Genomic DNA, 16561 nt, shown 5'->3' with positions numbered 1-16561 from the left:
TCAGTGCTCGCCCCCTTCATCCTTCACCTGGCGGATATTCCAGATCATGATCGGTGTGACGGCCGCCATGATGACCAGCGCGATGACGGCGCTTCGGCCACTGTCGCCGCCGCCGCGGAACATCCAGTCGAACATCAGGTTGGCGAGAACCATCGTATTCCACTGGCCGTTGGTCATGGTCAAAACGATGTCGAAGACCTTCAGAACGAGAATGGTGATCGTCGTCCAGACGACGGCGATGGTGCCCCAGATCTGCGGTACCATGATCTTCCAGAAGATCTGCCAGCCATTGGCGCCATCGATGACGGCGGCCTCGATCGTCTCTTCGGGAATGCCGCGCAGTGCCGCAGACAGGATGACCATGGCAAAGCCGGTCTGGATCCAGATCAGGATCGCCATCAGGAAGAAGTTGTTCCACAGCGGCAGCGCGATCCAGACCTGCGGATCGCCGCCGAAATATTGCACGATGGCGTTGAGGAGGCCGATCTGCGGGCCTTCGGCACCGCGATATTCGTAGATGAATTTCCAGATCACCGAGGCGCCGACGAAGGAGATCGCCATCGGCATGAAGATCAGGCTCTTGGCGATATTGCCCCACCAGATGCGGTCGGTCAGTACGGCGATGACGAGGCCGAAGAAGGTGCAGGCGGCGGGAACGACGGCGAGCCAGAGGATATTGTTGAAGATCGACTGGCGGAACTGATCGTCGGTTGCCGCCCAGCGATAGTTGGCAAGCCCGACGAAATTGCCGCCGGAGCGATCGTAGAAGGACAGAATGAAGGTGGCGATGACCGGATAGACGAGATAGACGGCGAGAAGGATCAGCGCCGGGCCGAGGAACAGCCAGGGGCGGATCGCGGCATGGATACGCAGGTTCGCCGAAGCCCGCCGCGCATCCCCGCCGCGCACCGGAAAGGCGATCTGCAGCAGCTTGTCGGAGAACCAGTAATAGAAGGCACAGGCGAAGACGCCGGCAATGACGGCCCCGAAGGCTGTTACGATCTGCGATGCCATTCTGCCCCTCCCTGTTGTTTTATTATTTGGCTGGATCGCCGCTTTTCAAGAAAGTCCCCTCCCCACCCTCCCCACAAGGGGGAGGGCCTAACCCAGCCGTGCCCTCGGTGTCAGAGACCGGGCGAGGAGAAAGCGGCTGGGTCTTCTCCCCCCTTGTGGGGGAGATGGCCGGCAGGCCAGAGGGGGTATTCGGAGCGCCGAACCCCTACTTCAACCCGTCCCAGGCCTTCTGGATCTCGTCGGCCGAGGCCTTGGCGTCCTTGCCGCCGACATAGTCGATCATGCCGGTCCAGAAGGCACCGGCGCCGATCTTGCCGGGCATCAGGTCGGAGGCATCGAAGCGGAAGGTGGTGGCCTTGGTCAGGAGATCGCCCTCCTTCTTCATGATGTCATTGGCATAGGCATCGAGATTGACGCCCTTGTAGGGGGTGAGGAAGGAGGTCTGCGCCATCCACACTTCATGGGCGATCGGCGTCTTCAGGAACTCGATGAAGGCGCGCGCGGCAGGACTATCCTTGGTGATGGTGAAGAGCGTGCCGGCGCCCAGAACCGGCGTGCCGAGTTCCGGCTTGGAGGCGAAGGTCGGCAGATAGAAGAAATCGGCATCGACGCCGAGCTTCTTGTCCGGCGGGAAGAAGGAGGGCACGAAGGACGCCTGATGATGCATGTAGCATTTCGGCGGAATGTCGAAGAGACCCTTCGGGCTGTCGCGGAAATCAGTGGAGGCGACGGCCGGGACGCCACCGGCGACATATTTGTCATTCTTGGCGAAGCGGCCGAATTCCTCGATCGCACCGACGACGGCCGGATCGTTGAACTTCACTTCGTTGGTGATCCACTTGTCGTAGACCTCTGGCTTCTGGGTGCGCAGCATCATGTCCTCGACCCAGTCGGTCGCCGGCCAGCCGGTGGCGCCGCCCGAACCGAGACCGATGCACCACGGCACGCCGCCGTCCTTGACGATCTGGTCGGAGAGCTTGATCAGGTCCTCCATCGTCTTCGGGACCTCGTAACCGGCTTCCTCGAAGTTTTCCGGCACGTACCAGACGATCGATTTCAGGTCGGCCTTGAAGGGAAAGCCGAAATAGCCTTGCTTGCCGTCCTTGCCCTTGTAGGTGCCGTAACGGATCCAGTCTTCGCCGGAGCCGTAATTGGTCCGGACCCAATCCTCCGTCTCCTTGCCGAGCGGCGCGAGATAGCCCTTGGGCGCGAGGTCGGCGAGAAGGCCGGGCTGGGGCATGATGGCGATATTCGGTGGGGAGCCCGCCTGGGTATCGATGACGATCTGCTGCTCGTAGTTTTCCGACGAGGAATATTTGCCGTTAATGCCGGTGGCCGCATTGAAATAGGCGAGCACGCTGTTGAACAGCACTTCGTCCTCGCCGCGCCAGGGGCCGAACAGCGTCAGGCTCTGGCCCTTCAGGTCGGCATGGGCCGCCTTGAAATCCTCGTAGCTCTTCCAGTTGAACTTGGCGTCCTGGCCGGGCGGAAACTTCAGTTCCTGCGCGTTTGCCATGCCCGCGATCATGGCCGCCAGGGCGGTGCCTATGACTATGGAAGCCCTCATCAAATCCTCCTCCCTCTCAAAATCGTTTAAGTCGATCCGAAGAGTTGCCGCCTTGATGGGACGGCAACCGGAGAGATGATTTAACGCGCCAGCAGAGGAATCAAGAGGCGCCGTCGCAACCAAGGCGCGACAAATGTTCCAAAGTCAGAATTTCGGCACGGAAAGGCTGCAGGCACGGTGCGCGGCGATGACCGTGTTGGCCATCAGCATGGCGATCGTCATCGGTCCGACGCCGCCGGGAACCGGAGTAATCGACTTCGCCACTTCGGAGGCTTCGGCAAAGGCGACGTCGCCAACGAGCTTGGTCTTGCCTTCTCCCTTTTCCGGTGCCGGGACGCGATTGATGCCGACATCGATGACGGTGGCACCGGGCTTCACCCAATCGCGCCGGACCATTTCCGCACGGCCGACGGCGGCGACCAGAATATCGGCATTGCGGCAGACGGAAGCGAGATCCTTCGTCCTCGAATGCGCCATGGTGACGGTGGCGTTGGCGGCGAGAAGCAGAAGACCCATCGGCTTGCCGAACAGGTTGGAACGGCCGATGACGACGGCGTTGAGGCCCGAGAGATCCTCGCCATGGACGCGCTTGACCAGCAGCATAGCGCCGGCAGGGGTGCAGGAGATCAGGCCGGTTTCAAGGTCACCGGTGGCGATCTTGCCGGCATTGGCGATGCTCAACCCGTCGACATCCTTTTGCGGCAGGATAGACTGGATGATGACGTCGCTGTCGAAATGCTTCGGCAGCGGCAGCTGGACGAGGATACCGTGGACGGCCGGATCGGCATTCAGCGTGTCGACCAGCGCCTGCAGATCTTCCTGCGTCGTCTCTTCCGGCAGCGTGTGCTGGATGGAGTTGAAGCCGCATTGCTTGGCCATCTTGCCCTTGGAATTGACATAGGCGTGGCTTGCCGGATCGTTGCCAACGATGACGACGGCGAGACCGGGGGCGATGCCGGTTCTTTCCTTCAGCGATGCGGATGCTGCGGTTACAGCGGAAATGACGGAAGCTGCTGCTTCCTTGCCATCAATCACAAATGCCACGGTGAACTCCTCGCTTCTCAGCGTCAAATTAGGGGATCGGCAAAAGCCCGATTGCCCGTGAACGCCCTATGCTGTCCCGATCAGGCAAATGCAAGGAATTTGTCGGCGGGGCTGACCGTAGACGAGCCTATCCAACGGGGGCGCCGCGACGTCGGGCCGAGGCCGGGATGCAAGCTTCAGCCGGTTGCCTTGAGATCGCTGGTGGAATGGAGGCGGATCAGTTCCCGCAATTCCGAAAGCTCGCGCTGGAATTCCAGAAGTTCGTCGATATCGTGGCCTGTCTCGCTCAGCTGTGCGGCGACAAGCGACTGCCCGTCGGCTTCCGCCAGGCGGCGGCGGGCATGATCGACGGCGGCGGCAAGCAGTGCCGGAAGGTCCGCCTGTTCGGCAAGTCTCTGGTGCTCGACCAGAAGCGACCTCATCCGATCACCGAACGAGGTTGTGTCATTGGCGGCAAAGCGCGGCTCGAGGTCGTCATCTTGCACAAGGTCGTTCGCGGCAACGGGACGGCCATGACCGGGTTCGAGCAGGAGATGATCGATGTCGATGACGCGATCATCGGCATCCTCATCCTGCGCCATGTCCTGCATGATGACAGGCTCGACCAGCATGGCGGCCGGCACATGCGGATACGCCTGCTGCTGCCTTTGCGGCAGGATGTCCGCATCAGGGATCTCAAGCTCGATCGGCATGTCGTCCAGTTCGTCCGCAAGGCGCGATTGGCGACGATAGCCCAGCGCCGACAAAGCAAGGCCGATGACCAGGCCGGTCGCCGCGCCGATACCGGCGAGCATCGTCATGTCCGGTCCGAGCCGGGTCACCGAGGCAGCGGTGGCCGGCATCAGCACGGGCGGGAGAGCAAGCACGGCCGGTTTCGAGACGGGCGCGGAAGCCTGCAGCTTTTCCAGATTGCTGCGGGCCTCGTCGGCGGCGTTCTGGAGCGTGGTCAGCTGCTTCGAGATGTCGTTCAGCTGCGTGTCGGCCAACAGGGCGGCCTGATGGTTCTTGAGATCGGCAAGGGATGTCGTCGCCGAAGCGACCTCATCCTTCAGCGAGACGGAGAGCTTGCTCAGGGCGCTGCCGATGTCGCGCCGGGCGCCATCGACGACGGACTGGGCGGCCGCTCGTCTTGGATGAAGAGGCCCGAGCGTGACGGAGAGCTGCTGCAGCACCAGATCGGCCTGCACATATCGCTGCCGCGCATATTCGAGGCCGGTGAATTCCAAGCTGTCGGGCAATGGCTTGGTCAGCACGTCGGAGAGGGTCATCGATGCCGCAAGCGCCTGCTTGGCGGTGAGATCCTTCACCTGTTGCTCGGCCTCGCCGAGACCTGCCTCGACCGAGCTGCGGTCGTCCTCGAAGGTCTTCAGCCTTGTCCGCGTATCGCCGTCAAGCTTGGCCGCGAAGCCTGCCAGTGCGGCATCGGCCCGGTCGGCGGCGGCGCGCATTTTGTCAAGCTGCGGATCACGTGCGGGGCCGCTGCCTGTGGCGAGCAGGCGGCGCAACTCGTCTGCAAGGCGGTTGGCGAGCGTGGCCGCCTTGGCCGGGTTTGCTGCCACGGCGTCGAGTTCGATCTTCTGATCATCGGCAGAGTAATCGACGGAGATGGCATTGCGCAGCCGCTGGCGCACCGCATCCTCCGCCTCGGAGACCGTGGTCACGTCGCCGGACAGGACGTCGGAAATCACCTTTGTCACCGTCGGACGGTTCGCAGAAAACTCGTCACCGCGCCCGAGGTTGAGCGCGCGGATGACATTGTCCAGCGTGGCGCGGGACTGGAGGTCATGGATGGCTGTTGCGACATGGTCGCGATCGCCCTCGCCTGCCGAGATCTGCGCCTGCGCCCTGTAGGTCACGTCGAGAAACTGGGTGGCGGCCAGCGGCACGCCTGCGCCCAGGCCGGCCGTGATGCCGATGACGAGGAAGGCCGGGCTCAATCGGCGCAGGATCGACGGTCGTGCTTCAGGCAGAACCCCCTGCAGCTCTCCGTCGTCTCGATCGGCGTCCATCGGCCCGTACATGATCCACCACCCCTGCGCGCAGCGAGGCTGATTTGCCCGCGTTGATTAACGCAGTCTAAATTTTCGTGGCAAACAAAAGGTTAACCGTCAGGCGGCAGCGGGCGTGGAGATCTGCTTCGGCGGCTCGACCGAGGCGGGATTGCCGTTCACGTAGCGGGAAAGTCCGCTTCCGGCGAGAATGACGAGACTCGCATCCGCCCCGGCGATCTGTTCCATGACCCGGCGTTCAGCCATCCGATCGACGGCATCGACGATCAGGATGTCGAAGCGACCGGAGAGATTGCCAGCCGATGAGAAGGGCATGACATCATGCCAGGGAGCGTGGCGTGCGAAATGGGCCGTCAGGGCATCGATCCTTGCTGTATCGGTTCCCGCAATGGCGATCCGCCGGTGCCCCGGCAGATAGGTGATCAGCGCAGAAACGAAAAGATCGGCCGGAAAACGTGCCTGGAAGGCCCCTTTGCCGCCCATCGCTCTCAGCAGTAGCCGTACGAGAATGCCGCCCGTCGACAGAAGCAGGGAGCGCTGCCTCAGCATGGCGGTTGCGGAAGAGGCAAACAGTGCGGCGACCAGCCTGCTCTCATCGACAAAGGCGAGCGTTGCCGAGCCAACCCTGGTCGAGGCCAGGGTTTCGGCGCGGGCAAGCGCGGAATTCCAATCGAGATCCGCTATGTCCATGCCGAACACGGTGACGTTCTGCCGACCGGAAACTGCCTTTTGCAACGCGTGCATCGCCATCTCTCACGCGGAAAATTCCGCTGTCAGATCTCATAACAGCGCGTCGTCTCCATGGGCTGAATCAAAACGTTAAAATGCCACCTTTGCTCAACTATGCGTCACCGGAGCAGGTTCCTGTGAATCCAACAGATGCACAGATTGGCCCACGCTTGCCCATCGTCCGCCGCAGGCGATATGACGGTTTGAGGCAATGATTGCCCGCAATGCAGGTCGCTGCAAATCCTACGGATGCGATGGTCGAGAACATGAGTTTAGCCGCCGATACCCCGCTTGCCGAAATCCTCGAACTGGCACGCACCCAGAAGCTCGCCTTCACCGATCTGTTCACGGTGGCCGAGAGCCGCAGCGCAGTCGGGCGGAAGGCGGATGCGGCGGAGATCTACAAGGCGTGGATCGCCTTCAACGACAGCAATCCGTTTCTTCATCTCGTGTATTTCAACTATTCGGTGACGCTGCGGCAGCTCAACGATCTCGCCGGCTCGATCAATGCATTGAGAGCCTGCCTGAAACTCGACCCTGCCTTCGGCCCGGCGCATATCAACCTTGGGCGCGCCTTCGAGGATGGCGGGCTTGCCGTGCAGGCGATCCAGCAATGGCAGAGCTATACGGCGATGACGGCGGAAACGACCGCCGAGCGCGCCGGCCACCGGCTGATGACGCTGCAGCATATCGGCCGGGTGATGGAAAATGCGGGCCTGATGGAGGAGGCCGAGGCGGCGCTGTGGCAGGCCATCGAGCTTCGCCCGGACAAGCCGGAATCCGGCCAGCACTGGAGCGCGTTGCGCCAGCGGCAGTGCAAATGGCCGATCCTGACGCCTTCGACGCATGTGACGCTGCGGCAGCTGATCGATTCCATGTCGCCGCTGACGCTCGCCTGCTATTCGGACGATCCGATGTTCCAGCTGGCCAAGGCGCACCGCTACAACAAGTCCCTGGTCGGGCGGGTGGAAACACGCGCACTCGAGCGCCGCAAGGCAAAGCAGAAGACGGGCACCGGCAAGCGCCTGCGGGTGGGCTATGTGTCTTCCGACCTGCGCGACCATGCCGTCGGCTTCGCGCTCAGGGAAGTGCTCGAACTGCATGACAAAAAAAGCGTCGAGATCTATGCCTATTACTGCGGCGATCCGGTGGTGAACGACCCGACACAGACGCGGATGAAGGCTGCGGTGGACTGCTGGCGCGACATTGCCACGCTCACTGACCTCGATGCCGCCAAGCTGATCCATGACGACGAGATCGACGTGCTGGTCGACGTCAACGGCTATACAAAGCATGCCCGCACGAAGATCTTCGCTTATCGCCCTGCCCCGATCATCGTCAATTTCTGCGGTTATCCGGGTTCGATGGGCAGCCCGTTCCACCAGTACATGATCAGCGACGATCATATCGTTCCGGCGACAAGCGAGATCTATTATTCGGAAAAGGTGTTCCGCATCGCCTGCGACCAGCCGATCGACCGCAAGCGGGTGATCGCCGACAGGCCGACGCGTGAGCAGGCGGGACTGCCGAAGGAGAAGTTCGTGCTTGCCTGCTTCAACGGCATGCAGAAGATCACCGAGGCGACCTATGGCCAGTGGATAGAGATCCTGCGGCAGGCGCCGGACAGCGTGCTCTGGCTGCTGACCGGTGGCGACAAGGTGGACCAACGGCTGCGCGACATCGCCGAGAAGGCCGGGATCAGCGGCGATCGGATCATCTTTGCCCCCAAGGCAGCGAATGCCGCCCATCTGGCGCGCATTGCACTGGCCGATCTGTTCCTCGACACCTTCCCTTACGGCGCTCATTCCACCGGCGCCGATGCATTGACGATGGGCCTGCCGGTCCTCACCTTCCCCGGCCGCAGCTTCGCCGCACGGTTCTGCGCCAGCATCGTGCATGCGGCCGGCGTGCCGGAGCTGATCTGCGAGGGGCCGGCCGACTATGTTGCGAAGGCTGTCGGTTTTGCGAAAAGCCCGGCCAGCCTGAAGACGATCAGGGATGCCCTGCAGGCCAGGCGCGAGACGAGCGTGCTGCGCGACATACCCGGCCTTGCCCGCCGGCTGGAGGAGATCTTCTGGGAGATGCAGGGCGAATGCGAGCGGGGCGAAACGCCGGTGCCGGATCTTGCCAATCTCGATGTCTATTACGAGATCGGCGCGGAACTGGTTCAGGCTCACAGCGCGTTCTTCGACGAGGCGAGCTATCGCGCGCATTATCGCGAGAAGCTTGCCGAGTGGCACGCGATCGCGCCGATCGCTGCCGATAGCCGCCTCTGGTCGGAACCCGCTGCATAGGAACGGGCGGGGCAGAGACTGCCCCGCGCTATCGGTAATCCGTTATGCCGCCAGATAGAGCGAGATGATCGTCGAGACCTGGGCGGAGCTCAGTGCGGCCATATGCGTATCGATCAGCGTGTCGCGCTGCTCGCTCGTCATGGCGGCAATGCTTTCCGTCGACAGGCCCGGCAGCGCCGTGGTGCTGAAGGCGGCGATATCGTCGGTCGAGAAGGTTGCCAGATCGTCGTCCGAAAGCACGGCGAGCTGATCCGAAGTCAGTGCGGCGACCTGTTCCACGGTCAGCGCCTCGGCCTGCTCGGTCGTGAGCGAGGCGATGGCTGCGGTCGTGAGGCCGGAGATCGCACCGGTGCTGAGCGCCACGATATCGTCGGTCGTGAGGACCGCCACGTCGTCGGTGCCTAGCGCTGCGGCCTGCAGGGCGTTGAGCGCATGCAGTTGCTCCGTCGAGAGCGATGCGACCTGGGAGGTCGAAAGCGCGACGATCTGGTTGTAGTTCAGGCCGCCGACCTGGCTTGCCGAAAGTGCCGCCAGTTCGTCGGTCGTCATGGCCGCGATGATCGCGGTCGACAGGCCCTTGATCGCGACGGTGCCGATGGCGGCGAGATCCTCGGTCGAGAATGCGTCCATGTCGTCCGTCGACAGGCCCGTGAGACCCGCGGAGCTGAAGGCGGCGATCTGGGTCGTCGTCAGCGAGCCCAGCTGGTCGGATGTCAGGGCGTTGACCTGGGCGCTTGTCAGGCCGGCGATGCCCTTGGTGCCGAGCGCAGCAAGTTCCTGTGTCGACAGGGCGGCAATGAAGTCGGTGGGCAATCCCGCGATCGCGCTGGAATTGATCGCGGCCAGTTCTTCGGTCGAGAAGGTCTCCAGGTCCTCGGCGCTCAACCCGGTTATCCCGGTCGATGTGAGGGCTGCGATCTGCAAGGTGGACAGGGCCGAAATCTGGTCGAGGCTCAGCGCCGCGACCTGGCTGCTGGTCAGGCCGGCAATGCCCGCGGTGCTGATCGCGGCAACCTGTTCATTGGTCAACGCCAGGATTTCCGCGGTCTGAATGGCGGCGACCTGGGTTGAGGAGAGCGCGCCGATCTGGGCGGTGGAAAGGTTCTCGAACTGATCGACGGTCAGAGCCGCAACCTGTGCGGTGGTGAGGCCCGACATGGCGGCGGTGGAAAGCGCCTCGATCTGGTCGGTCGTCAGTGCCGCAAAGGTGGCGGTCGACAGGCCGGAAATACCGGTCGAGCTGATGGCCGCAAATTCCTCGGTCGTAAACGTCTGGAGGTCGTCGAGATCGAAGGCGCTCATCTGCCTGGAGCTGAATGCAGCAATCTGGGTCGCCGTCAGTGCCTCGATCTGAACGGTGGTGAACGCTGCGATCTGGGCGCTGGTCAGGCCGACAAGCCCGGCAGTTCCGAGAGATGCAACCTGTTCGGTGGTCATGGCCGCCAAAGCCGCGCTCGACAGGCCGGCGACGCCGCTGGAACTCAGGGCGGCAATATCGGCGGTGGAGAAGACCGCGATATCGTCCGTTCCGAGGACCGCCACCTGTGCCGATTTCAATGCCCCGACCTGCGCCGTGGTCAACGCTTCGACCTGGCTTGTCGACATCGCCGTGATCTGGGCGGTGGTCAGCCCGGCAATGCCGGCCGTGCCGAAGGATGCGATCTGATCCGTCGAAAGACCCGCAATCGTATCGGTGCTGAGGACGGCAATCTGCTTGGAACTCAAGGCGCTGACCTGAGCGGTCGTCAACGAGTCGATCTGCGTGCTGCTGAGAGCCGCCACCTGTGTCGTCGTCAGCGCCGCGATTGCGGCGGAACCCAGCGATGACACCTGTTCCGTCGTGAAGGACGCAAGGATGGAGGCGGAGATGCCGGTGATCGCACTGGAACTCAGCGTCGACAGTTCTTTCGTCGTGAGGACGGCCAGATCGTCGGAACCGAGCGCTGCGACCTGCGTCGAGCTGAGCGCTGCGATCTGCGTGCTCGTCAGTGCTTCGACCTGAGATGTGGAGAGGGCAGCCACCTGGGCGGAGGACAGGCCTGCCAAGGCCGCCGTGCTGATGGCGGCGACCTGCTCGGTTGCAAGGACCGAAGCCCCGGTCGTGCCGAGTGCCGTGATCTGCCGCGAGGTCAGCGCACCGAACTGCAGCGTGGTCAGAGCTTCCAGCTGGTCGCTGGTCAGGGCGGCAACCTGGGTGGTCGAAAGACCGACGATCGCATCCGTGCTCAGCGCCTGCACCTGATCGCTCGAAAGCGACTGCAGGATCGAGGTCGACAGGCCGGCAATCGCCGACGAACCCAATGCCGCGATTTCACGCGTGGAGAAGAGCGCGAGATCATCGCTTCCGAGGGCGCCGATCTGGTTCGAACTCAGGACCGCGATCTGGGTACTGGTGAGCGCCTCGGCCTGGGCCGTGCTCATGGCCGCGATCTGGGCGGTCGACAGGCCGGCGATGACGGCGGTGGACAATGTCGCGATCTCATCAGTGGAGAGAGACGCGATATAACTGGTTCCAAGTGTCTCCAGCTGTTTCGAATTGAGGGCGCTGACCTGGCTGCTGGTCAGGGCGGCAAGCTGGGTCGAGGAGAAAGCCGCCATCTGCGTCGTCGACAGGGCGGTGATCGCAGCCGTGCTCAGCGCTGCAACGATATCGGTCGAGAGCGAGGCGATCGTGTCCGTCGAGAGACCGACAACGGCGGCCGAACTCAGGACCGAAATTTCCTTCGTCGAGAAAAGCGCCAGGTCGTCGGTGCCGAGTGCCGCCACCTGCTTCGACGAGAACGCGGCCACCTGGGTGCTGGTCAAAGCTTCTGTCTGAGCCGTCGAAAGCGCCTGCACCTGCGTGCTCGACAGGCCCGATATGCCCGCCGTGCCGATAGCGGAGATCTGCAGCGTGGACAGAGCGGCGATTTCACCGGTGGTCATGGCACCAACCTGCGCCGAGGTCAGCTTGGCGACCTGCTTGGTGGTCAGCGCCTCGACCTGATCGGAGCTGAGTGCCGCGATCTGCTTGGTCGTCATGCCGGCTATAGCCGCTGTACCGAGATCGGAGATCATCTCGGTCGAGAGCGATGCCAGGGTTGTCGTCGACAGGCCGGCGATGGCGCTGGAGCTGATGGCTGCCAGTGCCAGGGTCGACATGGATTCAAGATCATCGGCAGTCAGCGCCGCAATCTGCTGCGAGGTGAGCGCCGCAGCCTGCTTGCTCGACAAGGCCGCAACCTGGCCGGTGCTCAAGGCGGCAATCTGCTTGGTCGTCAGAGATGCAACGGCACTGGTGCTGAGCGACGCAATCTGGCTTGTCGACAGTGCCGCAATCGCGTCGGTGGTCAGGCTGGAAACCGCATCAGTATTGATAGACGCAACGTCGGCGGTCGAGAATGTCGTGATGTTCTGCGTGCCGATGACGGCGATCTGCGCCGAACTCAATGCGGCGACCTGGACGGAGGTCAGCGCCGCGGCCTGAGCGGTCGAGAGTACCGCCACCTGCTTCGTCGTCAGACCGGTGATGCCGGCGGTGCTGAATGCGGCAATCTGAGCCGTGGAGAAGCTCGCGATGTCGTCCGTGCCAAGCGCATTGGACTGATCGGAGCTGAGCGCCGCAATCTGCTTGGTCGTCATGACCGAGGTCTGGCTTGTCGACAGGGCAGAGATCTGGCTGGTGCTGAGGCCCTTTACGCCAGTGGCACTCAGGGCAGCAACCTGGTCAGTCGAGAGGCTTGCGATGACGGCAGTCGTCAAGCCGGAAACGGCGCTCGATGTGAGCGCTGCCATTTCCTTGGTGGTGAAAGTCGCCAGATCGGACGCATCCAGCGTTTCCAGCTGGTCGGCGTTGAGGACGGCGACCTGTGTCGAGGTCAGGGCCGCGACCTGCGTGGTCGAGAGAGCGGCGACCTGTCTTGTGGAAAGACCGGCCACGCCCGCCGTGCTCAATGCCGCGATCTGGTCGGAGGAAAGCGCCGCCATGTCGTCGGTGCCGAACGCAGATATCTGTGCCGAAGTCAGCACCGCCATCTGGTTCGTCGACATTGCCGCGACCTGAGCTGTCGTCAGCGTCGACAACTGATCGTCGGAAAGGCCGCGGACAGCACTCGTACTTATGGCTGCGATCTGATCGGAGCCGAGATCCGACAAGGTGGAGGCACTCATCGCCGCCATCTGCGTGGAGGTGAGTGAGGAAATCTGTTTCGTCGAAAGGCCCGCGATCTGCGAAGACGACAGCGCCTCGATCTGGTCCGACGTCAGATTGGCAACGGAACTTGCGCTCAGAACGGCAATCTGTGCGGTCGACAGGGAAGCGATCGTGCTGGTGCTCAGGCCGGAAATCGCCTTGGTGCCGATTGCCGCCATGTCCGCAGTCGAGAAGGTTGCAAGGTCATCGCTGGAAAGCGCCGACAGTTGCGCCGTCTTCAGAACGCTGATCTGCAGTGTCGACAGAGCATCGACCTGTGCCGTCGAAAGAGCAGCAATCTGATCGGTCGTGAGATTTGCTACGCCGGACGTGCTCAGCGCCGCGATCTGCGTCGTCGAAAGAGCCGCGATGACTTCCGTCGAGAGGGCGGAGACCGCGGAAGCGCTCAAAACGGATATGCGGGCTGCAGAGAAGCCGGTGATCGTATCGGCATCCAGCGCTTCCATCTGCGTGGAGGTCAGCGATGCGACCTGCGCCGTGGACAGGGCGGCAATCTGGGCGGAGGACAGGGTTCCGACCTGTTCGGTTGTCAGATTGGCGACGGCAGCCGTCGACAGGGAAACGACCTGCGCCGTGGAGAAGGCGGCCAGAATGTCGGTCGAAAGCGTGCCTATCTGCTTCGAGGTCAGAGCCTTGACCTGAGCGGTGGTCATGGCGGTGGCCTGATCGATGGACAGTGCCGCGATCTGGGCAGTCGACATGGCCGCAATCGCGGTCGTGCTCAGCGCTGCGACCTGAGCGGTCGAAAGGGCTGCGATGGTACTGGTCGGTAGACCGGCGATCGCCTTGCTGCTGATTGCCGAAAGATACGTGGCGGAAAGCGCGATGAAGTCGTCAGGATTGATTGCCGCAAGTTGCGCAGATGTCAGAACCTTGACCTGCGCGGTGGTCAGCGCCGAAATCTGGCTGCTCGTCAGGACGGCGACCTGGTCGGTCGTCATCGCTGCGAAGGCGCTTGTACTCAGGGCCGCGAGCTGTGCGGTCGAGAGTGCCTCGACAATGTTCGTCGCAAGGCCGGTAATGGCACTGCTGCTGATGGCCGCCATGTCGCTGGTCGAGAAGGTTGCGATATCGTCGCCATCAAAAGCCGCGATCTGCTTCGAGCTCAGAACCTTGACCTGCGATGACGTCAGGGCTTCTGCCTGACTGGAGTCAAGCGCCGCGACCTCAAGAACGGTGAGGCTGGCAATGGCAGCGGTCGACAATACCGCTATCTGAGCAGTGGAAAGCGCGGCCACGCCGTCGCTACCCAGAGCAACGGCCTGACCCGTCTTCAGCGCCCTGATCTGGTCCGTGGTCATGCTGGCAATCTGGGCCGACGACAGGATGTCGATCTGGGCAGTGGTCATGCTGGCAACCGCGCTGGAGCCGAGGCTTGCGATCTGCGCAGTCGACAACGATGCCACCGCATCTTCGCTCAGCCCGGTCACTCCGGTCTTGGTGATCGCAGCGATTTCGTCGGTCGAGAATGTTGCGATTTGTTCGGCGCTCAGCATGGCAAGCTGCTTGGAGCTCAGCACTGTGACCTGGGCAGTCGAAAGAGCCTCGGCCTGTTCAACCGACAGAACGCCCATCTGAAGCGTCGTCAGATGGGCGACAGCCGACGTGTTCAACGCCGCAATCTGGGCGGTGGATAGCGATGCCATGACATCGGTGCTGAGACCCACGGCGCCCTTGCTGCTGAGTGCGGCAATGCTTGCGGTCGAGAATGCATCCAGATCCGACGCATCGAGAACGGCAGTCTGCGCCGAGCTGAGGGCTGCGACCTGACGGGTGGTCAGCGCGGCAAGCTGGGCGGTGGATAGAGCTGCGATCTGGTCAGTGGAGAGAACCGCCACGGCAGTGGTGCTCAACGAGGCGAGGCTCGCCGTCGACAGGGATGCGACGATGGCCGTCGCCAGGCCCACAATCGCCTTGCTGGTGATCACCGCCATCTCGGCGGTCGAGAAGGTCGCAAGGTCGTCGGCGCCGAGCGCCGAAATCTGGATCGAAGACAAGGTCTTGATCTGGTCGGATGTCAGCGCACCCGCCTGGCTGGTCGAAAGGGCACCGATCTGGTCGGTGGTCAGGCCCGCGATCGCCTTGGTGGACAGGGCCGCGATCTGGTCCGTCGACAGAGCTGCAATCTCGGCCGTCGACAGGATGACGATCTGCGTCGCCTTGATCATTCCAAGCTGAGCCGCCGTGAGGGCAGATACCTGGGCGGTCGACAATGCATCCACCTGATCAGTGGTCAGGCTTGCTACGGCGCCTGTGCCGAGCGATGCGATCTGGCTGGTGGACATGGCGCTGATAGCGCCTGTGCCGAGGACTGCGATCTGGGCCGCTTTCAGGACGGCTACCTGATCTGTCGTCAGTGCCCGGATCTGACTGGTGGACAGGACGGTTATCTGTGACGAAGACAGGCTTGCAATTGCAGCGGTGCTGAGAGCCGCGACCTGAGCAGTCGTCAGGGCGGCAAGTTCGGCGGAGGTCAATCCTGTCGCAGCGCTGTTGCTGAGGGCCGCAATATCGCCCGTCGACATTGCGGCAATATCGTCCGTGCCGAGAGCCGCAACCTGGACAGACTTCAGCGCGCCAACCTGGGCAGTGGTCAAGGCCGCGATCTGCTTCGTGGAGAATGCGGCGATCTGATCCGTGGTCAACCGACCGACCGCCGCCGAAGAAAGGGCGGCGACCTGAGCGGTGGTCAGCGACGCGATGGCCGCGGTCGAGAGACCTGAAATGGCCGCCGAGTTGATGGCTGCCATGTCATCCGTAGAGAATGTGGCAATATCTGCAGTCGTCAATGCAGCAAGCTGGGCGCTGCTCAGCGCCTTGACCTGCGAGGATGTCAAAGCCTCAGCCTGGTCTGTCGTCAGCGCGTCCAACTGCGATGAGGTCAGAGAAGCAACCTGGCCGCTCGTCAGGCTCTCAATCGCCACCGAGTTCAGGACCGCGAGCTGATCCATCGTCAGACCAATAATGGCGCTGTTCGAAATCGCTGCAAGCTGGGTGGTGGAGAAAGTCTCGATGTCTTCGGTATCGAGAGCAGCAATCTGCTCGGAAGACAGCGCCTTGATCTGCGCGGTGGTCAGCGATGCCACATCCTCCGTCGACCATGCTGCCACCGCCGTCGTCGAAAGCGTTCTGATCTGCGTGACGCTAAGCGAAGAAATAGTAGAAGTCATGAACGGAGCCTTGACGCTTGATCAAATGCCGAAAACAATCCGACTGACTTCCCGCCATCATAGAAACCGTCATCGGATCTCCAGGCCGCTGGCCTTGCCGACCCGGGACTTAAGGCGAGCTTCAATCGGCCATTATGCCGGCTGCTGCTTCAGGATGTAGGAAAACTGCCTTGTGCGAGGCTGGTCGAAATGGGCCAACCACGAAAAATCCGTCACATTGTCAGAATTTCGCCTGCGCACGCCGGTCGTCATGCTCCGGCACAAGCAAATGCAGTCAGAAACCGTTTTGAATACGGGAGAAAACAAGATCTGCAAACAGGTTGATCTGACCTCCGATAAAGGAGGCGGACAGGCCAACCGCCAGCATGACCGCAACGATCTTGGGCACGAAGGTAAGCGTCATCTCCTGAACCTGGGTCAGCGCCTGGATCAGGGCGATGGTGACGCCGACAACCATTGCGGCAAGCACCGCCGGCCCTGCCGAAACCAGCACGGTCCAAACGGCGTTGCGCATGATATCGAGCGCGTCTGCCTCATTCATC

At 62.4% G+C, this 16561-nt stretch carries 8 protein-coding genes; 1 reads left to right on the top strand and 7 read right to left on the bottom strand.

Annotation, left to right across the window (positions count from 1 at the left end):
• The 5 genes from NCHU2750_RS01540 to NCHU2750_RS01520 all read right to left on the bottom strand — a co-directional run bounded on the left by NCHU2750_RS01540 (position 1) and on the right by NCHU2750_RS01520 (position 6378).
• Entirely contained in the window at positions 1-1014 is a 1014-nt protein-coding gene (locus tag NCHU2750_RS01540; RefSeq protein WP_119938848.1) for a carbohydrate ABC transporter permease, read from the bottom strand.
• Positions 1015-1219: 205 nt separating this feature from the next.
• A complete protein-coding gene (locus tag NCHU2750_RS01535; protein WP_119938847.1) occupies positions 1220-2581 on the bottom strand; it encodes an ABC transporter substrate-binding protein in 1362 nt (453 codons plus the stop codon).
• Between the two features lie 144 nt (positions 2582-2725).
• A complete protein-coding gene (gene folD / locus NCHU2750_RS01530) occupies positions 2726-3625 on the bottom strand; it encodes a bifunctional methylenetetrahydrofolate dehydrogenase/methenyltetrahydrofolate cyclohydrolase FolD (protein ID WP_119942811.1) in 900 nt (299 codons plus the stop codon).
• A gap of 176 nt (positions 3626-3801) precedes the next feature.
• Complete coding sequence (locus tag NCHU2750_RS01525; RefSeq protein ID WP_119938846.1) at positions 3802-5646, bottom strand: GumC domain-containing protein; 1845 nt, start codon at positions 5644-5646, stop codon at positions 3802-3804.
• An 87-nt stretch (positions 5647-5733) separates the two neighbouring features.
• Entirely contained in the window at positions 5734-6378 is a 645-nt protein-coding gene (locus NCHU2750_RS01520) for a hypothetical protein (RefSeq protein ID WP_162939444.1), read from the bottom strand.
• Between the two features lie 239 nt (positions 6379-6617).
• Between NCHU2750_RS01520 and NCHU2750_RS01515 the strand changes: the two genes are divergently transcribed.
• Complete coding sequence (locus tag NCHU2750_RS01515) at positions 6618-8657, top strand: O-linked N-acetylglucosamine transferase, SPINDLY family protein (RefSeq protein ID WP_119942809.1); 2040 nt, start codon at positions 6618-6620, stop codon at positions 8655-8657.
• Between the two features lie 42 nt (positions 8658-8699).
• On the opposite strand, the gene NCHU2750_RS01510 is transcribed toward NCHU2750_RS01515, so the two are convergent.
• Together NCHU2750_RS01510 and fliQ are read right to left on the bottom strand one after the other, a co-directional pair.
• The gene (locus NCHU2750_RS01510) at positions 8700-16019 is read right to left on the bottom strand and encodes a beta strand repeat-containing protein (protein WP_119938844.1); all 7320 of its coding nucleotides are present in this window, start codon (positions 16017-16019) and stop codon (positions 8700-8702) included.
• 274 nt (positions 16020-16293) lie between these two features.
• Positions 16294-16560, bottom strand: a complete 267-nt coding sequence (gene fliQ, locus NCHU2750_RS01505; RefSeq protein WP_119938843.1) for a flagellar biosynthesis protein FliQ — start codon at positions 16558-16560, stop codon at positions 16294-16296.
• Between the last annotated feature and the right edge of the window lies 1 nt (position 16561).

The organism is Neorhizobium sp. NCHU2750 (genome assembly GCF_003597675.1).
GTDB lineage: Bacteria > Pseudomonadota > Alphaproteobacteria > Rhizobiales > Rhizobiaceae > Neorhizobium.
This window is presented reverse-complemented; position numbering and strand designations above follow the sequence as displayed.